General features: G+C 59.8%; 24 protein-coding genes. 6 read left to right on the forward strand and 18 right to left on the reverse strand.

Annotated features, from left to right (window positions below):
* Positions 1-82: 82 nt before the first annotated feature.
* From EYC79_RS07205 to EYC79_RS07275, 16 genes are all read right to left on the reverse strand, one after another.
* Entirely contained in the window at positions 83-1,483 is a 1,401-nt protein-coding gene (locus tag EYC79_RS07205) for a hypothetical protein (protein WP_207774179.1), read from the reverse strand.
* Positions 1,484-1,528: 45 nt separating this feature from the next.
* Positions 1,529-2,575 carry a class I SAM-dependent methyltransferase gene (locus EYC79_RS07210; protein WP_111851013.1) on the reverse strand — a complete coding sequence of 349 codons (1,047 nt, stop codon included), beginning with the start codon at positions 2,573-2,575 and terminating at the stop codon, positions 1,529-1,531.
* Positions 2,576-2,773: 198 nt separating this feature from the next.
* Positions 2,774-3,496: a helix-turn-helix transcriptional regulator gene (locus EYC79_RS07215; RefSeq protein WP_130977563.1), complete on the reverse strand. Its 723-nt coding sequence runs from the start codon at positions 3,494-3,496 to the stop codon at positions 2,774-2,776.
* A 62-nt stretch (positions 3,497-3,558) separates the two neighbouring features.
* Positions 3,559-5,997, reverse strand: a complete 2,439-nt coding sequence (locus EYC79_RS07220) for a type IV secretory system conjugative DNA transfer family protein (RefSeq protein ID WP_111850911.1) — start codon at positions 5,995-5,997, stop codon at positions 3,559-3,561.
* Positions 5,994-7,070 (reverse strand): P-type DNA transfer ATPase VirB11, encoded by a 1,077-nt coding sequence (gene virB11 / locus EYC79_RS07225; protein WP_111850910.1) that lies wholly within the window; start codon positions 7,068-7,070, stop codon positions 5,994-5,996. Before virB11 ends, EYC79_RS07220 begins: the two co-directional genes overlap by 4 nt.
* A complete protein-coding gene (virB10, locus tag EYC79_RS07230; protein ID WP_111851012.1) occupies positions 7,030-8,277 on the reverse strand; it encodes a type IV secretion system protein VirB10 in 1,248 nt (415 codons plus the stop codon). The genes virB11 and virB10 overlap by 41 nt, the downstream gene beginning before the upstream one ends.
* Positions 8,267-9,070, reverse strand: coding sequence for a TrbG/VirB9 family P-type conjugative transfer protein (locus EYC79_RS07235; protein WP_111850909.1), 804 nt, complete (start codon positions 9,068-9,070; stop codon positions 8,267-8,269). Before EYC79_RS07235 ends, virB10 begins: the two co-directional genes overlap by 11 nt.
* A complete protein-coding gene (locus EYC79_RS07240; RefSeq protein WP_111850908.1) occupies positions 9,067-9,807 on the reverse strand; it encodes a VirB8 family type IV secretion system protein in 741 nt (246 codons plus the stop codon). Before EYC79_RS07240 ends, EYC79_RS07235 begins: the two co-directional genes overlap by 4 nt.
* Before the next feature lie 19 nt (positions 9,808-9,826).
* Positions 9,827-10,831 carry a TrbL/VirB6 family protein gene (locus EYC79_RS07245; RefSeq protein WP_207774177.1) on the reverse strand — a complete coding sequence of 335 codons (1,005 nt, stop codon included), beginning with the start codon at positions 10,829-10,831 and terminating at the stop codon, positions 9,827-9,829.
* Positions 10,832-10,841: 10 nt separating this feature from the next.
* The gene (locus tag EYC79_RS23395) at positions 10,842-11,030 is read right to left on the reverse strand and encodes a hypothetical protein (protein ID WP_133178068.1); all 189 of its coding nucleotides are present in this window, start codon (positions 11,028-11,030) and stop codon (positions 10,842-10,844) included.
* Between the two features lie 3 nt (positions 11,031-11,033).
* The gene (locus tag EYC79_RS07250; protein ID WP_130977564.1) at positions 11,034-11,780 is read right to left on the reverse strand and encodes a type IV secretion system protein; all 747 of its coding nucleotides are present in this window, start codon (positions 11,778-11,780) and stop codon (positions 11,034-11,036) included.
* A complete protein-coding gene (locus EYC79_RS07255) occupies positions 11,781-12,428 on the reverse strand; it encodes a hypothetical protein (RefSeq protein WP_111850905.1) in 648 nt (215 codons plus the stop codon).
* Positions 12,428-14,839 (reverse strand): VirB4 family type IV secretion/conjugal transfer ATPase, encoded by a 2,412-nt coding sequence (locus tag EYC79_RS07260; RefSeq protein ID WP_111850904.1) that lies wholly within the window; start codon positions 14,837-14,839, stop codon positions 12,428-12,430. Before EYC79_RS07260 ends, EYC79_RS07255 begins: the two co-directional genes overlap by 1 nt.
* An 11-nt stretch (positions 14,840-14,850) precedes the next feature.
* Complete coding sequence (locus tag EYC79_RS07265) at positions 14,851-15,144, reverse strand: VirB3 family type IV secretion system protein (RefSeq protein WP_111850903.1); 294 nt, start codon at positions 15,142-15,144, stop codon at positions 14,851-14,853.
* Positions 15,144-15,488, reverse strand: coding sequence for a TrbC/VirB2 family protein (locus EYC79_RS07270; protein ID WP_111850902.1), 345 nt, complete (start codon positions 15,486-15,488; stop codon positions 15,144-15,146). The genes EYC79_RS07265 and EYC79_RS07270 overlap by 1 nt, the downstream gene beginning before the upstream one ends.
* A 13-nt stretch (positions 15,489-15,501) precedes the next feature.
* Positions 15,502-16,179, reverse strand: coding sequence for a lytic transglycosylase domain-containing protein (locus EYC79_RS07275; protein ID WP_111850901.1), 678 nt, complete (start codon positions 16,177-16,179; stop codon positions 15,502-15,504).
* 105 nt (positions 16,180-16,284) lie between these two features.
* On the opposite strand from EYC79_RS07275, the gene EYC79_RS07280 reads away from it, so the two are divergent.
* The 6 genes from EYC79_RS07280 (at position 16,285) to EYC79_RS07305 (ending at position 19,613) form a co-directional block, all read left to right on the forward strand.
* Positions 16,285-16,764, forward strand: a complete 480-nt coding sequence (locus tag EYC79_RS07280) for a hypothetical protein (RefSeq protein WP_245495212.1) — start codon at positions 16,285-16,287, stop codon at positions 16,762-16,764.
* Between the two features lie 46 nt (positions 16,765-16,810).
* A complete protein-coding gene (locus EYC79_RS07285; protein WP_111850899.1) occupies positions 16,811-17,179 on the forward strand; it encodes a hypothetical protein in 369 nt (122 codons plus the stop codon).
* On the forward strand, positions 17,176-17,625 hold the full coding sequence (locus EYC79_RS07290) for a hypothetical protein (protein WP_111850898.1): 450 nt from the start codon (positions 17,176-17,178) through the stop codon (positions 17,623-17,625). The genes EYC79_RS07285 and EYC79_RS07290 overlap by 4 nt, the downstream gene beginning before the upstream one ends.
* Entirely contained in the window at positions 17,625-18,284 is a 660-nt protein-coding gene (locus tag EYC79_RS07295) for a hypothetical protein (RefSeq protein ID WP_207774172.1), read from the forward strand. The genes EYC79_RS07290 and EYC79_RS07295 overlap by 1 nt, the downstream gene beginning before the upstream one ends.
* A 55-nt stretch (positions 18,285-18,339) precedes the next feature.
* On the forward strand, positions 18,340-18,837 hold the full coding sequence (locus EYC79_RS07300; protein WP_130977565.1) for a thermonuclease family protein: 498 nt from the start codon (positions 18,340-18,342) through the stop codon (positions 18,835-18,837).
* A gap of 191 nt (positions 18,838-19,028) precedes the next feature.
* Positions 19,029-19,613: a hypothetical protein gene (locus EYC79_RS07305; RefSeq protein WP_113189995.1), complete on the forward strand. Its 585-nt coding sequence runs from the start codon at positions 19,029-19,031 to the stop codon at positions 19,611-19,613.
* A 52-nt stretch (positions 19,614-19,665) separates the two neighbouring features.
* On the opposite strand, the gene EYC79_RS07310 is transcribed toward EYC79_RS07305, so the two are convergent.
* On the reverse strand, positions 19,666-19,950 hold the full coding sequence (locus tag EYC79_RS07310) for a hypothetical protein (protein WP_111850894.1): 285 nt from the start codon (positions 19,948-19,950) through the stop codon (positions 19,666-19,668).
* 69 nt (positions 19,951-20,019) lie between these two features.
* Positions 20,020-20,661, reverse strand: a complete 642-nt coding sequence (locus EYC79_RS07315) for an acyl-homoserine-lactone synthase (RefSeq protein WP_111850893.1) — start codon at positions 20,659-20,661, stop codon at positions 20,020-20,022.
* Between the last annotated feature and the right edge of the window lie 8 nt (positions 20,662-20,669).

Genomic DNA, 20,669 nt, shown 5'->3' on the forward strand with positions numbered 1-20,669 from the left:
GTGGACCTTATTCCGGATCTATCAAGTACCGGCCGGAGCCAGCACCGACACCAAATTGGTGTCCCCAACCATCTCTCGAGGATCAAGCCCATTGCCATTCGACGGAGTCCAAAAGGGTATCTCCCAAAGCAACATGCCGACCGATTTGACCCCATATGGGATCGCTGGTGAAGCAAGTGAGATCGCCGCAGGCCCGCTCCAGTGAGCGCTCGCCGAATTCTGAAAGCAAAGCGGCAGCAGATCCAACCTCGTTGAGCGCGGCGAAAGGTCGGCCGTCGGCAGGTCGCAGCACCCGATGCCCCCACATCCCCGGCAGCACATCTTTCCGAAGTGAAGCCAACAGTTCGCGCTCGCCTGCCCTTTCGAGTGCGCAGGCAAAGACGTATCGCATGAGCGGATAGTAGACAGTCTGACGACAGCCGCCAAGAACCCTCGTCCCAGGGAGGATCGACATAACGATGAACGATAGCAAAAGGCTCGGCACGATCTGTCGCAGACGTAGAGACTCAGACAATGCGGCCGGGGTGAAACGGAGTTCGGCCGAACTCTTGCCTTCCGTGACGAGAACACCGTCATTCAGACGGAGCGGGTAGAGACGGCCGTTCTCCAATCGCCAGAACAAGTCAGTCGTGCAGCGTATCCATCCAGCCCATGGTCCTTGGTTGAGTTCCGCGGCAATCTGCAACATCTCGCAGGCGATGCCGCCCTCGATAAACCGTCGACAAAGCCAAGAGTCTGGATCCTCGAAATGGTCGGCGACCAGTTCGGCAACGTCGATGTCGTCGAGCTGGACGAGGCGTATATCAGGCGGAAAGAACGTCTTCCAGAGTGAGTCGTTTCCGGCTTTGATCGCATCGGCAGCCGACCGGTACTGCAGCTCAGGCAAAATCAATTTAAGACGCTCAGCCATGAGGTTGACGCGTTTATCGTCGCCATGCGGACGCAGAGTGAAGCGATAAGGCCCGCGTTCACCGCAAACGTTGAAAGAGTCCATACGGCTGCGTGGCAGACCGAAGACGTTTATGAGTTCACCTTCGAGTGTAAGCCATCCCGGGCCTTTCCCTGGCTTCTCTATGAACTTGACAGTCGACGCGCCATACCAGAAATGCCAGCGGAGCCGTTGACTTCGAATGCCCAGCAGGCTGAACAGATGGGTGTAAAATGCATCCGGCTCCATAATCAGATGGCAATGCGGGCCGGTCTGAATGATCGGCGCGCCCATGAACTGAGAGCCAGCATCGTTCGCGTCGTCGTCCGTGACACCTGTTCTGATAGCAACCCTTGTTAGAAGGGTGCAAAGTCGCAGAAGAGCATCATTTCGGTCGATTGCCTGTAATCGAATTGGGTCGACGTCGTAGACGGCTCTCGCATAGTCTCCCAATGGCCGCTGCCAAAATGTGCGTAAGTGCGGGAAGAGTGATGTAAGCGTCGATTTTATGTTATCAGCGGAGAGCTCACTGCCACGTTGATGCTGGTTTGCCATATCACAGATATTCCCGTGCTCATTGCCGTCTCTGAACGCTAATTCTCAGATTTGAAACGGCGGGCTGGACGAACGCCAGACCCAGTTCAAGGGGACAGGTCTCTCCGAACCGTCGCTCCAGAAACGGACGATGTTCTCGTAGCAAAATTCTGGGGGAACTGCTGGAGGGATCATAAGCCTAACAATGTGCCCCAGCGCCTCGAGGGAGTTCGACGACATGATTGTATAGAAGTTCCCGCAATTCCACGTGAGAACGGAAAACGAGAACTCAAGCGACAAGGCCGCGATGGTGGATTTCAAGCTCACCTCGCACTCTTCCATCGTTCTCAGAATTTCGCTTCTCTTCAAATCAATCTGTGAGCTTGAGAAAAACCGCGACTTAAATTGCTCATCTTTCTGTCGCTCCCGAAGGGCGTAAGCGCTCGGCTCTGGATGCGACAGCTTCTCCACCTGAATGAGAATTCCGCCAGGGCGGACGCGAGGAGCAATGAACGCGAGCTGAGCAGCGCGGTCTGGTCCATACATCTGAAACGTCGTGTCCTCCATTAAGAGATCGAAACCATCTTGGAATATCTGAAGCGACGGATCAGCGGCATACCGCGCTGCGTCCAATTCAAAAAACGCTCCCAGGAAAAAATGCGCGTACTCGCTGCCGCGCTTGGCGTTGAAGCTGGCCTGGTTGGCAGGCGTTGGGCTACAGTTAAGCGTGAGGATCCGCCCGTCGCCTATCTTCGCTAGAGTTCTGGCGAGGCAACCTGTCCCAGCGCCCAATGTATAGACGGATGCAGCGCGTTGGTCACGCCCCCACAAATTCTGAACATAGCGCAGGATCGCCGAGCCCAAACGGGCCTCTTCTTCGAGCCGGAACGGAATACTAGCAAAATAGTGATGATCGAACGCACCCCATAACCGTCGTTGGGTGTCGAGGAATAGCTGACAGTCAAGGTCTTCCCCAATGAGCTCAGTATCAGGCCAGACGTCGCCGAGATCAGGTTTCCCTGTCATGCCCCTGGCGGTTTCCTCGAAAAACGACGCGAACGCATTAAGCCGCGGGCCGGTTCTCCAGCCTTGGAAGGTTGACCTGTTTGGCATAGCAATGGTCCTCTCACGATTGCCGCCATCGACATCGGATGTGAATAGAAGCATGGTAGATGCATCAGTTTTCGGCTGGCAGCGTGCCGAATGGGCTTATTGTCGGCAGTAATCGATCAGCTAACAACTTGCCAAAGTTGACAGATTGACTGCCTCTCCAGAACTTTTATCTCCCGGGGCAGCCGATATTTATCGCTATTATTCCAACACATTAATTAGCCCGAGCGCGTTTGCTATCGCTATGGCCTGATAAGTGGTGGTTGCTTTGAGTTTATGCTTCGCCGATTTTAGGTAATGTCGGATGGCGCTCTCGGAAATTTTTAACGTCGCAGCTATCTGCTTTGGTATTTTTCCGCGACCAAGAAGCTCCAAGCATTCCGTCTCGCGTCTCGACAAAGTTTTTAACGAGGGGTCCGCCCCCCCGAATCGAAATATTCGGTCGTGCAGATGCAAGGCGAGAATCTGAAGCTCGTAATTTATGGAGAGCTTCAAGTATTGCCACTCATTGAGAGTCAGGCCAGACGCCACACTAAATAACCCTCTCTGACCAAACGGACCCCAAGTGGGCACGCTTAATCCCTGTCCACCGACACCAAAAGAGAGCGCGTCGTCAAAGAAGTATTGTGCGTCTTTGCAATCTCGGCGAAGTGAATCCCAATCTGCAGGCAAAACTCCTCGCGTCATCAGCTTGATGGTGGGATCAATATCGATGTAGCTCCTCAAGTTGTATCGCTCGCACCAGACCGTCGGATAGGTGGACACGCAGGAAGGCTGGCAACCATTGCACGCTTGGTGGAGGAAGGCGGCATGATCCACGCCATAATATCGGCAGATATCCGAAAGCACACTCCGGATAGCAATTGCGTCGTCGCAACGATCGAGAAGCCCGCGTATGACATCTAGACGCTTAAATGTGGACATGGGAAAATCACACGTAAAGTACTGAAACTGGTAATGGAGCAATGATCTCAGGACCTTTCGGACTAGCCGCCGCCAATCACTAACCCTGCGTGCTTGCCGCTATCCTCCTCGGCAGTGAGGATGCCTGCCGGCAGCAAGTCATCAGTCGCTTCCACCATCGAGCGGTCAAAGCCCGCTCGAATGTCTTCTAGCGCACGCACCAAAGCGGAGGCATCGGCGACACGGTCGCTGCCGATCTCCTCGCCAACCAAATCGGAAATCTCGCCAAGCACACGACCGCCGTCCTCGAACGATAGCTCGAGACGATTGTCCTCCTCTTGGTCCATCTGCGCCTCTTCGTCCATCTGTGCCGCTTCGTCAGCGATTTCCGTCTCTGTCACCGGCGTAGTCCCCGGCGCAAAATAGAGAACAGGCGATGGCGAAGCGGCATCGAGCCGCCTCCGCGCCACATTCCAGCGGGCGGCAACCATTGCCTCGCGCAATGGCCACACCGCCTCGAGGGCTGCTTTCCGCTCCCTTCTCCCCTCCCGACCGAACAGGCTTCGATCCCATCTCAGTCTCCCAATCGTGTCGGGTGCCGTCCGCAAGCGAAGCAGCAGCTCGGTCATCGCTTCGTCGCCAGTCGCCTCGACGGCCAGGCGGTAGGCGTGAATGAAGGGAGCAGGATCGGCGAACACGTCCCGGGCGCGCAATGCGACGGCAGCATCGTGGTCGTAGCCTGGTTTCGCTTCGACGGTCATCTCAATAGCAGGCTCAACAAGCCCTACCGGGCAAGGCGTAAACAACGGCCATTCCGCTTGCGGCGTGAGATCAGGAATATGGAGATCTTTTGAATGCGGTGCGACCGCTCGCCGCCGGGCGACAAAACGGTCGTCGGTGTAAAAGTTGAGTTTGTTCAGGATTGCGCCATAGCCGCTGCGCACTTGCAGGATCGTCCTGGTGTCCTCCAGGCGTTGAACCGCATCCGGATCCATCAGAGGCACGAGCTCGAAGCGACCCTGGGACGCCGTTTTTGCCGTCAGGACGCCTCTGTTCCGTCCCCACCCCTCACGCTCCTCATACGTCTTGCCCAGGCTGCCCGAGACAAAGCGTGCTGTCGCTTCATCACCAACGCCGATGTAGAGTTTGACGTCCATGTTGCCGATCAGGGCATCCCGTGCCTTCGTCCCATAGCGCTCGTCGATCTGCGGCAGGTTCTGGGCGATCAGGGCGATGGTCAAGCCATAGCCGGCAACGAGCGGTGCGCGCTTGACGATCTCGGGCAGGCGCTCGAACTGGTAGAACTCGTCGAGCATCATCAGCACACGATTTGGCTCGTCAGGCCCTGGAAGCTGGCGCAGCATGATGTCGTGGATCTGCTGGATCAGCAGGCGGATCAGCGGTTCGACCGTTCCAAAATCGGAGACCGGACTTGCGATGAACAGCGAGAAGGGCTTGCGCCGCAAGTCGCGAATATCGAAGTCACTTACCGCGCAGGCTTCCGCCAACAAGCGGTTGTTGAAGGGTGCAAGCGCTGTGATGACGTGGCTCTCGAAAGAGGGGCGCTGCTCCTCGTCTCGTGCGAGGTGCTGGCGGAAACCGGCCAGAACGAAGTCGTTGAGATCTGGCTCTTCAGCGAGGACCCTCGTCACCACATCGGAAAACTTCTCCCCCGTCGATAGCAGGCGCAGAACAGAACGCAGGGTGCGGCGGCCCTCCATCGTGGCGGAGTCCGTCACATAGCCCAGAAGGGTCGCCATCAGGCCGCGCGCTGTCTGTTTCCAGTAGGCATCCTCCTTCTCGCCGATCGGCAGGAGGCTTGTCGCAAGATTGAGAAGATCGGTCGCTCGCTCAGGCCAGCTGCGCACGAAGTCCAGGGGATTCCAACGGTGAGACTTGGCCGAGCCCGGTGCGAAGACGAAACATTTCTGGCCCATGGCCAGACGCGCGGCTCCGGTCAAGACAAAGTTCTCGAGCTTCACATCGAGAACGATGGCCGAGCCCTGGAACTCAAGAAGGTTGGTCATGACGAAGCCACGGCCCTTGCCGGAGCGAGAGGGGCCGTTGACGTAGAAATGGCTGTCGCCACTGTAGCGCACATCAACTGCCGAGCGCCCCTCGCCAAACGTGCCAAGCAGGATGGACCGGCCCGGTTCTCCGCCGATCAGGCCGACTTGTTCGAGGTCCTTGAGTGTGGCGAAACGCGAGCCGTCCTTTGGCGGGCGAACCTCCCAGGGACGGAAGACGAGCAACAAAATGCCGCCTGTCACGGCAACCGCTTCAATGCCTGTCGCCACGGATGCGATGACGATCAGCCGTCTCACAGTTGTGTTGCCAAAATACACCCACGCCTGCCTGGCGGGCATCAGCAGATCGTCGCCGGTGAAGGCGTTCCACATCGCGCTGGACTTCAGAAGGAAGAAGGAAGCCGCCGCGTAGTTCGCAGACCATGCGAAGAACAGCCCAGCGGCGACGACGACGGGTCCGAGGAAGACGAGCGCGATTTTCTCGTACCGCTTCATGCACCCGGCCACTTGTTGACGTAGATCTCACTCACGCCGCGCTTCATTGTCAGCGGATCACGGCGAACCTGCACGATCACGGGCACCACGAAGCGCACGAACTCCAGGAGCTCGGCTTTCGACAGGCCCAATCCCGCCTGCATCGTCGCCATGGCGAGCCGTTCGTAAGCGCCGTGCGGATTGTCGGCGTGTAAGGTCGACATCGATCCCGGGTGGCCGGTGTTGACGGCCTGCAGAAACGAGAACGCTTCAGCGCCGCGGATCTCGCCCATGAAGATACGATCGGGTCGCAGGCGAAGTGCGGCTTCGAGGCAGTCCTGGATGGTAATTCTTGCCCTCCCCTGCCCGCCTTTCGAGGCGACGAGCGCCAGATGGTTGGGCTGCGGCGGCCTGAGTTCGCGGGTGTCCTCGATGGTGATCAACCGCTCCCATTCCGGAATATCCTTGAGAAGGCCATTGAAGAATGTCGTCTTGCCCGACGATGTGCCGCCGGAGATCAGCATCGTCACCCGGTTCTCGACCGCAAAACGGCACCATTCGCGGCAGGCCTTGGGTGAGGGATCGCGTAGACGATCGATCAGCTCACGTTCGAGCTCCGAGAGCTCCCCATCGACCGCTCTTGGGCCGATGACTTTAATGCGGTCGAACCCGCCGAGCTCGGCGTAATCGTCGAGGCTCATGTCACGGATGACCTGCTTTCGAATGGCAAAGGCTGAACCGGACGCGGCAACCGGCGCCAGCACGGCCTGGAACCTTTCGCCATGCGGCATGGCCGCCGACAGCAATGGGGTTTCCTCGTTGACGTTCTGCTGTGTCGAGCCGGCGATCATCTGGGCGAGCGAACGGATCGCCCGTTCATCGAGGGACGATACTTCGTGGCGGACCATCCTGGCGCTGTCCATCCGCTCGACCCAGATTTCGCCAGGGCGGTTGCACATGATTTCGATGACAGCGGGATCTTCCAGCAAAAAACGGAGCGGCTGCGCCATCTGCCGAAAGAAGACCGGCAGATTGTCCCACAGCGAGACGACATCAGCGCCGCGGTTTGTCTGGTGGCGCATGGCGGAGTTCATAAAGTGCCTCCTTGACGGGATCGGGATAGAGGGAGGAGAAATCGAGGTCGCGCCGGACGAACACCATGATCTGTTTGCCCTGATCGACATGGATGGTCGGCGGAATGTTGATGCTATCCTTGAGCGCCATGTTCGCCATCTCGGCCATGGTCTGCGAGACGGTCTGCTGGGCCTGGGTCTGGGCATTCATTCCAATCTGCGAGGACGAGGACGATCCGGCCGACGAGCTACCGTCGGCGTTCAACCCCGCGATGAAGGAGGACACACCCCCGACGAGGCTCAGCATCGAGGCGGCCACGAAGCGCTCAAGGAAATGCTTATCGATGACACCGTCCAGGCCGGATCGGCCGAGATCGTCGGTCCCGTAAGAACCGAGGGCAACGGAGGTGCCATCAGACCGCAGTGCCCGCGTCCAGATGATCAGGACCCGCGTCTGGCCGCGAGCAAGCCCGCTCTTATATTCGCCGGTCAGCATCGTGCCTTTCGGCAGCAGAACCCTTCGACCGTCGAAGGAGTAGACATCCGTGGTGATCACGGCGCGGACCATGCCCGGTAGATCGGATTGGATCGCGGTCTCCAGAACGCCTCGGATCATCGTGCCTTGCGGGATCAGCGCATCGATCCGGTCGTTACGGGTTGCCTTGACGGTCTCGACATCCTGCGCCGACACGGCGGCTGCAAATTTCCGGTTCGGGTCATCATCGGCCGGAAACCCGGACGCGGCTGAAGACGACATAGCCGTGAAGCTGCCAGGCATGCTGCCCTGTTGCCCCTGATCGACAATAATCATGCTGGAGCGCAGACGCGCCTGCCTGAGTTCCTCCGCCTTGCGGGCCCGTTCCGCCTCTTCTGCCGCGAGACGCGCCGCGGTATCATCCACCGGCGGGGCCGTGACGACGACCGGCTGGACCGCCGGTTGCTCGACGGGGACAGGGGGCGGTGCGATCACCAGCTTGTTGTCCGGCGGTTCGACGGGTTCTCCCGGATCGAAATGCAGATGCGCCGAGCGGCTCGCAGTCTTGAATTCCTCATGCTCCTTGCCAGCACCTTGGGATGGCGCTTTTCCGAATGAGACATAGGCGGCGTAGGCCAGAACGCAGAGCGCCGCCGATCCAAGCAGGATCGGCACCAGCCGCCCGCTTGCTCCGCTCCGAGGACGGGCGACGGTTTCGGTGATCCTGGCTTCCTCTTCAAAATCAACGCTCATGGGAGGCTCCATGATGATCGGAGCCGACCATGACGACGGGGTTTTGCGTCGTCTTCTTCATTTTGAAGACACAGGTCACGACATCACCGTTGCGCAGCGTCCATTGGGCCGACACCTTGTCGATGACGATGTAATCGCCTTCCTGCCGAAAATTGACCAAGGTCTCTCTGCCATCGGCCTTGACGGCGAAGAAAGCGGGAAGCTCGCCAGAAAACTGGAAAAAGGTCTTCTTGCCGTCGTCGAAAACCGAGGTCGGACGATTGTCGACCGCGCCTCTATAGCCATAGTCGTAATTAAGCCCATTGGGGTTCGCGAGTGCCGCCTTCAGGTTCGGCATGGCGGCGTTTTCCTTTGCCGCCGCCAGGAGCTTTGCGTTGCCGGCATCTTCCGGATAGGAGAAGCGCAGCTTGATCACGGCGGTGCGGGTGTTGCCCGGTTTCGCGCCCGTCAGCATGAACGTGTAGACCCGCTTCGTGGTCACAACATTCATATTGGTGACGGCGTTGGGTTCGAGCGGCTTGATGAACAGAAACTGTTTGGATTGGTCGGGGACGGCCTGCCAGCCGACGGTGTCGCCCATGGCGACGGTTGCAATGCGCTCGTCTTCATTGAAGACGATCATGGTCGACACACCCATCATGCCAGCGAGATAGACGATGTTGTCCCGCTGGAACGGCACGGTACGGATCCGCTCGTCGGTCTGGACCGAGCGGGGCTGGATTTCCGAGCGGGCGGCTCCAGCGACTGCCGTGAGAACGCAGGCCAGAAGGAATGCCTTGTCGAGACGCATCATTGGCTCTCCCCGGTGATGACGGTTTCCTGATCCCGGCGATACTCGGTCACTTGAAACCCGAGCGGGTTGTCGAAGCGCCAGTCGTTGCGCATCGGCTCGGAGGTGTATCTGAACCGGACGTTGGCGACCCAGTGTCTCGTCTCGGTCGAAGCCCCTCGGCTCGTTCGGGTGGTGGAAAAGCGGACGGCTGCCGTCTGCTCGTTGAGGAAGATGATGCTCTTCACGGCGACCGAAACGATGGTGTCGGCGCCATAGAGCTTGACGGGGTTGTTCGGGTTGGCGCCCGAGAAGGTGTTGGCGAGATCGTCCGCCGCCTTGCCGGTCGAATAGAGCGAGGCGAGATCGAAATTGTCGCGCAGGCTCTTCGGGTCATAGGTTTCGCGGGCGCGCAGGAAGCGCACGATATTGGCGCGCGTCACCGCTTCGTTCTGGGTGAGATTGCCAGCTTCCCGGAGAGGCCGGCTCGCCTCGACGTAGCCGGTCGTCCGGTCAACCTCGAGCACGACGACATCGAAGGTTCTGAGCGGTAGCGTTGCCCACAGGAGCCCGACCATGGCGATCAGCGCCGCAGCAAGCAGGACGGCGACCGTCCGCCAAACCCCACGGGACGCGGCGACGGAACGATAGACCGATTTTTCCCAGCGCTCCCCTTCCTGATAATAGCGGGGATCAATTCCGGCGTCTGTTCTGGCGCGTTCCGCCGTCCCCATGGCGGCGATGTCATTTCCTGCCTGCATTCACCCTATTCCCCTGAAACTACCGTCGGCCGTTGAGTGCGGCTGATGTCACCAATGCCCTGTCCGCGCTTCCGTCCGTGACGGTCCCGGTCCCTCCGGCCATCATCCTCGACAGGGCGTACCGACCGCCTCTGTAGGCGCCGCGCGCACCCACGATTCCGAAACGCCGTGCATTGAACAGCGCGAGGCTAGTGGCGGATTCGATGCGCGGGCCACCACCCGCGATCGCCGCGGCAAGGCCGACCACCTCCTTCAGGAGCAGCGTCGTCGCCGCGCACATGAACAGAAACGGCATAACGGTGCTCAGGCTCGGCTCTCCCGCCTGCAGCGCGCTTACCGTATTGCCAAGCAGGCTGGTCATCAGGCCAAGCACGGTGTAGACGAGCACCGGCAGCAAGGCGTAGGTCGCAAGAGATCGGATCCAGCCGTCGACCACGCCGGACGTGACGTTGAACAGCGCGCAGCACATCACGATCGGGCCGATCCCCAAGAGAACGAACATCGTCATCTTGCCCATGATCAGGATGACGGCGGCCGTGACGCAGAGGATCAGCGTGAAGAGCAAAACACCGCCCGCCAGCAGATAGAGAAACCAGCCGAAGACGCCACCTTGTGCGACCATAGATGAAGCGCCCTGCATCCCGGCATGCCAGATGTCGGAGAGCCCCTGCCCTATCGAGGCGCCGTTGGCCCCGCATCCCTGGCCGCCCGCCGCCTCGCAAACGACCGTTGCAACCGCATCCGGCGCTTGCACCAGCGGCGTGACGATCAGCGGCTGGTAGGTCGCCCAGGAAACGATCATGCTGTAGCAGAGGAAAACGCGGCCGAACTTCCAGACGAATGCGCCTGCCGTCATCGGCGCCCGGCCGAACAGCATCTCATAGCCCCACCAGACGACGTAGACCGCAAGACCGGCCAGAAACAGTGGACCGAGATAGTTGGAGAGCGCCTGATACATGTTCTGGACCGCCGACGTGCCCATGGCGTCGACTTTCCCGAACAGGACGTCGAAGATGTCGTTCATGACCTTCTCCTCAGAAGACGCTGACGCCGTTTTGGCGGATGAGCGGACCGCAAGGCGTCGACGCGGCATAGGCCGACGAGAACGGGATTTCTGCCGTCTCCTCCGGCCCACAGGGCGCTTTCAGCTCCTTGTGACCGGCGCATCCGGAAGCGGTGAGCAACAGCAGGCTCAGCATGAGGATCGAGAGTGAACGCCGCATCCTTCATCGACCTCCCGTCAGGCTGACATTGCCGGGGTCATAGGCCATGAACTCAGCCGTGGCGGCCTGGGCGGCCAGCTCCTGCATCTGCTGGGCGTTGAGGGCTGCGTTACCGGCATTGACCGCGCCGACCAGTTCGTTGACGGTCTGTGCAGTTTGGGTCTGGACCTGCGAATTCTGATCGATCGAGCCTTTGATATCGGGCGCCGTGCCGATCTGGCCTTCGACAGCTTGGAATGCCTGTGAACGCTGCTGCGTGCTGGCCTGCAGGCCGGAGATCGTCGCGGTCAGCGCCGTCGCCGTGTTGACGAGTGCCTGATAGGACTTGTCGCCGCGCGTGAGCCTCGCCTTGTCGGTCTGGCCGGACAGCGTCTTGACCAGATTGAGCCCGTTCAGGAACTTTGTCGCGGCATTGCCATATGCGCCCAACTGGCCCCAGGCCATCTGCCCGGCCATAAGCGACGAGAAATCCGGGGCCGCCCCGATGGAGAAGCCTCCACCCAGCGCTGCGCCAGCAATCTCGGCTGTCGAGCGATTTCCTGTCACGGCGGCAAGAGTCTTGTTGACCGTCTGCAGGATCTGGCCGTTGCTGTTCATGATCTCGGCCGTGTGCTCAGCCGTCTGCTTGGCTTGCGCCAGCGTCGCATCATCGATGACTGGAACCTGGGCAAAAGCTGGTGTGGTAAACACGATCGGAAAAAATGCAAACCGGATTGCCCATCGCCCGCAATGATTGGATAGCATCGACATCTATTGTCTCTCCTTGTGCTCAGGCTCTGTCAGCATCGTCTTCGACGGATCGTAGGCCCCTGTTTTTGCTGTTGCGCTTGCCGCTGCGCTCATGTCGAGAAGGCGCTGATTGCGCAGCTGAACGGTGGTCGAAATGGCCTGAATGGCCTGGTTCCAGATCTGCGCGTTGGTGAGCCGCGTAATGCCGTTCTGCTCGAAGGCGCCCTTCAGGGTGTTCGCCTGCCCGATTGTCTGCGACTGCGCCGATAGCGTCTGTCCATTTGCCGAAATCGCAGAGGCGACGGCGGCCAGCGCACTGATCGCCTGACCGACATTCTTCGACTTGATGGCCTGCACGGTGCTCGCAACAGCCATCAGCACCGCAAAATCATTGCCGCTGATCGTCGAGCCGGACAGCGGCGCACCCACAACAGTTCCACCGGCCACGGCGCGCATGCCGCCGGTGTCATTGCTTCCTGTGACGCTGCCATGGATGTCGCGGGTTGGTGATACGGTCGATTGTTTGAAGGTGCGGGCGCGCCGCATGCAGACGGCAGTGTTGGTCTCCGTGCCCGTCCGCTCGGCATCATTGACCGGCACTTGGGCGAAGGCGGGGGTGGCAGCAAGAGAAAGCAACGTCACGACAAAAGAGAGAGCCACGAGACGCATCACCGCTCCTCCTTCCAGCCGCAGAAATAGGGAAGCCATCCTTCGGGAGCGTCGCCAAATCTCTCGCGAAGGCGTTCGCATTCAGCGACGGTTTCCGTGCGCCCGGACAGGACCTTGATGAACTCGGGGAGCTGTGAGAGATCGAGTTTCGCGATGACGCTATCGTGGTCGTGTTTCACCAAGAACTGTCGGCTGGTGGAGGATGTCGACTTCACCCAGTCGAATTCGGTTTCGGACAGGCCGAAGGCGCCGACATAGCTTTCGCGGTCCGCCTTCGGGTTCGGAAAGAAGAGCGTGGTCGGGCTCTGCTCCAGCAGGGTATGGGAAATCTTGGCCGTGGTGATATCGCGCGGCGACTGCGTGCCGAGCCCGACGATCCCGTTCTTCTTGCGGATGGTCTTCAGCTGATCGTTCAGGAATGCGCCGGCCTTCTCGTCGCCGAGCAGTTTCCAGCCCTCGTCGATGAACAGCATCATCGGACGCACACCGTCGAGCATGTCGCCGATCCGGTGGAAGATATATCCAAGCGCCGCAGTGCGAATATCGGGATCGTCGAGGAGCGCGGTCAGGTCGAAACCGAAGATACCACGGTCCGCATCCCACGCATCGACCGGATTATCGAACAGCCAGCCATGGGTGTCGCACCAGACCTCGAAGCGTGAGGCGAGATCGTCCCGGCCGGCAGCCTCTGCGCCACGCAGAAGATGGATCACGTCGCGAAACCGTCGCTCACGGAGCGGCACGGCAAAGATCTGCTCCACCGCCGTCGTCAGGATCCTGTCCTGCTCGGCCGAGAGCTTGTCGCCGTCGCTCCGCGGCCTGACGAGGAAGCTCAGCAGGTCATACAGGAAAGTCCGGCTTCCCGGTGTGTCCTCGATCTGAAGAGGATTGAAGCCGGTGGCGACACCGGGCTTCAGCACTTCGTATTGGCCACCACAGGCGCGGATGAAGATTTCTCCGCCCCTGTCCTTGTCGAACAGCGCGCAACGGGGTTGCGGGCTGGTGCGCATCGCCTGCGACAGAAGGAAGAGGAGACTGACGGTCTTGCCCGATCCGGTCGGCCCTGTGACAATGAAATTGCCCACCTCCCCTTTGTGGAAGTTGAAGAAGTAGGGTGTCATCGAGGTGGTCTGGAGGAGCGCGATCGCCGGTCCCCATCGATTGCCGGTCGGGCGGCCGAGCGCGAAATTATGGCCGGAGGCCATGCCGCAGAAATTCCGGGACGAAATCAGCGCACGCCGTGCGATATAGCTGAAATTTCCCGGAAGCTGCGCCCAGAAGACCGGTTCGGCATTGAGATCCTCGCGCACCACGACGAGGCCGGCATTCTGCAATTCCTTGGTGATCGCCTGCGAGCAGGACTCGGTCTCGCGGATACTATCACCGAGCGCCATGACCGAGAGGTGGTGGTAGCCCATGACGGCGCGGCCGCTGACGAGCTCGTCCTTGGCAGTCGTAATCGCACTCTCCAGACTGGTGCCGCGTTCGTCGGAAACGCTGATCTGGCGCTCGATCCTGTCCATCTCGGAAAGGATAGGAGCACGATCCTGAAGCGCGAAACTCTGCGTCAGGACGAACTCGCCCGGAACTTTAAGAAGGCCATCGACCATGCCGGCAGCCGTGAAGGACGGATATTCGCGCACCGACAGCATCGCGCCAAAGCGCACGTCCGTCTCGGCGTTTCCGCGCATTTCCAGGAGGCGGCGGCCGAAGGTGATGCGCCGGGTGGGAAGATATTCGTTGAGCGGCATGCGCGGCAACAGCATCCAGACCGGCATTGCGCCGTTCAGAAGCTGACCTAAAAATTCGAGGGGTTCGGAAAAGGCACTGCCGTCCCGCATGGCAACCGTCAGCAGGCGGGCGCCGTAGCCTTCCAGCCCTTTGACGATATTGGCGGCGTGATCGCGCAGTTCCTGGCGCGCTTCGAGATCGAGCGATCTTTCCGACACCCCGCCAGCCTTGCGAAACCGTGAGAAAACGCTGTCCGCCAGCCCCACCTTTCCCTGAAACCCACGCCGGATGAGGGTCAGATAGAGCTCGTTCGAATACATCCTGTTCTCAGACAGGGCATCCATGTAACGCTCGTTGAGCGCCTTGCAGAAATCGATGGAAAAGGAGCCCTTGATCGGTGGCAGAATGCGCCGGCGTATGATGTGAGAATAGACAGCGAAGCGGCTATCGGAGAGAGCGCGTAAAAGCGTGTTGCGGTTGGCAGCCTCGGCGTCGATGACCGCCTGATCGGCGGTCTGATGGCAGAAACCATCGAGCCGCACGATCGAGAGCAGCATGCCGTCGCGGGTGCGCAGGGTCGCCTCATCCACATGACGCAAATAAGGAATGTGATGGGAAACCGGCTTTTCCCGCGCGATTTGCGAGCCGAACTTCAGGTCCTTGCGAACGGCATGCTGCATTCTCTTAATCCTCAGGCGCGGTAGGAGTTACCGCCCCAGAAATGCCGGTTGCGGACCCAGGGGCATTTGGCGAAACGCAACCGCACCACGTCCGCCATGTGCGGATCGCGTACGGTCATGACATAGGCTGCGGCATGCAGCGGCAGGAAAAGCAGGAATGTTGCGAGCTGCTTGGTGTTGAGGAAGGTCATGACGACGATCATCAATTCCCCGACGAACAGGCCGATCGGAACGCCCCACATCATCCGGGGACGCGTCAGAGCGACCACGAGCGGCGCGACCTGCGGCTTCTCCTGTTCAGCCATCAACCACCGAGCCCCGACTGCATGGACGCGACCAGTTGAGATCCGCCGAAGATGAAGGCGATGCCGACGATGATCGAGAAGCACCAGCTCCACGGGATCCGCGACGTCAGCGCGAGATAGCCGACGGCCGCACAGGCGATCGTCGCGGCTGTGGTCGCGAAGGTCCCGGTCATGAAGTTGAGAAGTGTGGTGAACACCGACTGGATCGGCTGGAAGACGTCACCGGCGGCAAGGGCGAGATCGGCCTGGCCGATGAGCATGACAGCAAGCGCCATGCCATGGATTGCGATCTGACGGTTGCGGCTGGAGCCGGCGATCTCCTTGAGGCGGTGAGTGATGGTCATCGGGAACTCCTCTTTACTCGACATACAGAACTGACCCTCCGATCCAGGTCCGGTCGGAGGATCTCGGGGTGTTGGGATTGGTGGGGATGGGCTTGTCACCGACGGATCCGGTCGTCAGAAGATCGACGCCCGTCTCCGCCGTCATTGGCGCAGTCGCGGGCGTCGCAACCCGTCGCGCCCGCTGAAGCGCGTTGTCGAAGCCGAAATAGGCGTTCGCCACGAGCGCGACGTAGTTCACGGTCTCCGCTATCGGCGGCACGCCACGAGCCCGAAGAACCCTGTCCTCGCCCGCATTATAGGCAGCGACGACGAGGAAGATGTTGCCGCCGAAGCGGTCGCTCAGATCCTTCAGATAGCTGACGCCGCCGCGGATGTTCTGCGAGGCGTCGCAGATATCGGCGACGCCGTAATGGGCTGCGGTTTCCGGCATCAACTGCATGACCCCGCGCGCGCCGGCGGGCGAGTTGACGCGCTGGCCGAAGCCCGACTCCTGCCCGGACACCGCAAGCGCCAACTTCACGTCGAAGCCTTGCCGCTGACTTTCCTTGCGGATGAGGTTCTGCACGACGTCCACGGCCATGGCGCCATCCACGCAGGTCGGCGGCTGACCTGCGCCTGTCTCTGCTGCTGAAAGAGGAACCACACCCATCGAAATTGCCATCCAGGCGAAGATAAGAGGTCGTGCATTCATGATGTTCACCTGCACTTGAATAACTCATATACATCATTATTATGCCTACGCAATCGTTAAAGAAAAATTGCGGGAGCTCAGATCGTGTTAAGGTTAAGATCCATCGTGCTCGGCCTCGCCGCCCTCGTCGCCGCGGCAGGCAGCAGTCCGGTCGCCAAGGCCGCGGACGCCGATTGGGGCTGCCAGGTTCTGCTATGCGCGGCATCGTCGGCTCCGTCCTGGCATCAGGTTCCCTATTGTGTCCCACCGATGATGAAGCTGATCACGGCCATGGCGCGACCGCATTATTCCTGGCCGCTCTGCCATGGCGCAGGTACGGAAGCGCCCGGGTTTGAGCGTTACGAGGCGTGTCCCACAGGTTTTTCGATTGGCTACAGTTCGCAAGGAAGCGACCACAACTGGAACCGCGAGCCCGACGTCTGCATCAAGAGAGTCGATCGCTGCAGCCGGGGGTTCAACTATGAACGCAACGAATGCATCGAAACGGTCACGCAACCTCGCCCACTCAGGGCCAAGCCCTATTTTTTCGATATCCGACAATCCTCCGGGAAAGCGGAGCGCTTTTGGTTCGACTTGAACGAATAGGTGTGTTAAATTATCTATATAAATAACATTAGGAAGAGCCGCGCGTATGCGACAATCGCCGATCGTCATCTATGAACCCGTCCGCAAAACCGATCCGGAAGAGATCGCTTTCTGGAATTTCGTGTTCACGCCGTTTCTCTTCGCGATTGTCGCGGGGGCGATGCATTGGATGTGGATCGAAGCTGCTGCCGTCGCCAGACACCCCTTTGCCGCCCCCCTGCACACCCTGACGATCGGCGCCATCTGGCTCACCGTCAACGGCCTGATGCTCTGGGGTCTCTGGCGGGTTCTGAAGGTCGTCTGGAAGATCGTGTGCGCTTTGGGATTGTTCGTCAGCGATCTCGGTTGGGCAATCTCCGATCGCTGCGGCAGCCTGCGTTACGCACTTGCCAAAGCCTGGCGGTCGCGCCGATGAAGCCTCACCATGCCTTCCTGCTTCTCGCGATCGTCTCGATCGTCCTGCCGTCAGGTCCGGCCTCGGCGCAGGATGGCTACAGGCTCAAGCTTACCTTGACCGGTCCGGACGCGCGGCACGATCCCGATGACGTCTGGTCCGACAATGATCTCGCATTCATCCGGCAATCCGGAAAGACGCCTGCGATCTATACCGCACGGCTAACGACCCCCAAGGGGGAATGGCTGCTCTCACAAACCAATGGCGACTGCAACATGCAGGGCATGTGTACAGCACTGCTTGTGCTGCGCAAACAGGGAGCAGAGCCGGTCACGATGGCCAACCCCCAGCTTCCGCTCGGAGGGACGGCTACCCTGTCACTAAACTACAGGAAGCTCACCACCGAGGAGATCGACCAGAACGGCAAGCCGTTCGACGGTTCCTATGACGTGGCGCCGATCCCGTGATGACCGCGGCGTTCACCTCCACCCTATCCCGGTTGCGGCCGAACCGGCGCGATGTCGGTGCAAACATCGGCCTTGTCCTCGGTTTCACAGCGACGCTCGCTTTCGCCGGAGAGTCTGCCGTCAGCCTCATCATGGCCGGCATGCCGGCCGACTGTGCAGAATATGCTTCGAATGTCACGGCGAGCGAGGGCAGCTTCGGTAGCATTTCCCCGTCCGTCAATGGTGTGCGCTGCTACGGCGCATTCCAGTTCTGCGACAGCGGCACACTGCAAGCCTACTGGTCCGGGACGAGAGAAGGATTTCTGGCCGATCCCTCGGCTCAGGTCGCGGCATGGCGCCAGTATCAACAGGACGAATGGAGCAAGGCCGGCCGGCTGGGGATGACGAGCCTGATCGGACAGCAGGTCTGTTACAAGGGAACCTGCGCGGTCATATCCCAATCCAGCATTCTGAAGGCCTGCCAGTTCGGTTGCGGAAAAGGCGGCAAGCTCTACAATCTCATGCAGTCCGGGCTCGATTGCAGTGCGGCTGGCACGCGCGACGGAGCTGGCACGAGCGTCTGCTCCTACCTGATCTCCGGCGCAGGCTACAACGTCGCCTGTGTTACCAACTCGAACGACGGGATCGATTGCCTCCCGGCCTCACCGAAAGGTGGATGACCCGATGATGGCACGCCGGTTGAAAAGCAGCGCCGTGTTCGCGGCTTGCTGCCTGATGTCGTCATCAGCTACGGCGCAGCAGGGATCGACACCCTCTTTCGATGTTCCGCAATCGGGTGTCACCGTCCTGACCGGCGACAGTTGGCGGCAGGGAGCCCAGTTGGTCCGCCTTTACGGAATTCAGGCCTGCATGCGCGACACGTCCTACACCGATGATGCAGGAAAGCCGCAAGATTGCGGTGCGGTGTCCGCATCGATGCTCGCAGCCCTGCTTCGCGATACCAGACCGCGATGCAGGGCTGTCGCACAGGTTGCTTCGTCGATCTCCGCACCCTCGACGACGCTGGTCGTCTGTTCGGCGCAGATCAGCTCGAACGTGCTCGATCTCGGTTCGATCATGATCAGTCAAGGCTTTGCCTTTGCCGCTCTCGACAGCACGCAGCGGCCGGTCTATCCGCCCTACCTCGCACTTGAATTGCTGGCCGGGAAAGCTCGGGCTGGTCTCTGGAAGTTCAGCGACGTGCCTCACCCCAATTCTCGCCTGTTCAAATAAGCGCCAACCGCTTCGCAGCGAATTTGCAATAAGAATCTGCCCCGTCCACGCCATTTAACATGGCGTGGACGAAATTTGCGCATTAAAACGAAACCTCCGAATGGCCGAACAGATGGATCGCTATGACGCAGGGCTCACGATATTCCGACCAACAGAGGAAATGGTGGAAAGAGAGCCTTGGCGAAAACCTGGTGGATTCACGAACGATCCTGCCCCGCGAAGGTCACAATCGCATCAGGGTTCTCGCCGAGCAGCTCGGCGAGAGAATTCCGATCCTTCTCGGAAAGTTCGTAATGGCGAGCCTCTCCATGTTCGATAAAGGAACCATGGAACCCCCGAGGTTCGACGTGTCCGGCGAGACGGCTTCAGCTTCCCCCAATCGAACAGAAACACCGGTCCTTCTAGACAGCGATATTTTCGACCTCTGCTTTGCGATCGTCTCCTCACGGTTTCCCGAAGACAATGGCGCCATTCGTATGCGCCAGGCCGCCCTCGTGATGACTGTCGCCAAAGAAACTGCGGCCGGGCGGAAACCGACGACATCGAGCATCGGGCGGATCACCGGCAACCGTCCATCGCAGATGATCCTCCTTGCCAAGCCGCTCGAGGATCGCGGCGTGTTGACCCGGACACGAATGTCCGCGGTCAACAGCGGCAAGTCCGCCAAGGTGCTACGCGTTCGTCCGGACGCGCTCGAGGCGCTTGAGGCCGCTCATGTCGCAGCTACCGGCCAGCCAATTCCACGGACCGATCCGGATACCGTGGAAGAAGCCTGACCTCTCGCGAAGTCGGGGCGACCATAACGCCTTTGCGACCCGCACGTCACTCCTACACGCCTCTGTCCCTGGTCGAAATCACCGATATCGACAGCTCGTATCCGAATGTCGTTGCACAGACGCCCGGCTCCTGTTGCTCGGCTGCGTCGAGATCGTCGACCGCTTCAACGTAGCCGGCGATGGATTTGCCTTGCAGGAAATGCGATGCGGCCCATTCTGCGAACGTCGGTAAGCCCTGCTTTCTGGCGAACTGGTCAAGTGCAAATCCAAGACCGGACAGTGCCGTCAGTCCGTGATTTGGGATCTGCTCCATGAATGTCGTCAACTCTTCAATCATTAATCGTCGATTTCCGTTTGCAATACAGGATTCCCGCGATCATGCCGCGATCCGGTTTGACCGGTGCGATCAGGCAACGCATAAGTCTCGCATCTCACCAGAATGTCCCAGTAGAGGCTGATCGATCGCCCCAGTGGCGGCGATATTACTCCACATCTCCTCGTTGATCTCGAAAAGACCGGCATAGGTCATGACGCGTCCGATCCGGGTTGGAACACCGATGACATCGGCGGGACAGTTCGATGCCTTGAATATCCGTGCCATACGGGCGTCGTAGACAGAGACGATGTGGCTTAATCCCGCGCGAAGCCCAACCTCCACCAGACCGCAGAGGAGCTCCGTCGTCACCCGATGGATGCGCCCCTCCACGAGCCTTGCCGTGTCAGGCTCGATACAGAACCGCGAGCTCTCCCAGATGATGGGACTTTCCACGACCATGCCATCCGGAAGGAGGACTGAGAAAACGTCGCGCAGCATGTTGGGTCCGGTCGTGGGCAACAGCCGGACGCTTCCCTCCAAATGACCGGTCGTATTGTTCACCGACAGAATGTAGAGCGGGTCCGCGTCGTCAAAAACGTCGATCTCCTTGCCGTCCTCGACATGAACATCCCATTGAAGCCGGTCCTTGAATACGCGCGCTCTGAGCTTGAACATCTCTTCGAGCAGAGAGGCGTAGTTGGGTCTGTTATGAGTTTCGACGATATGCAGCATAGCTGATT

Source organism: Agrobacterium cavarae (genome assembly GCF_004310285.1).
Taxonomy (GTDB): domain Bacteria; phylum Pseudomonadota; class Alphaproteobacteria; order Rhizobiales; family Rhizobiaceae; genus Agrobacterium; species Agrobacterium cavarae.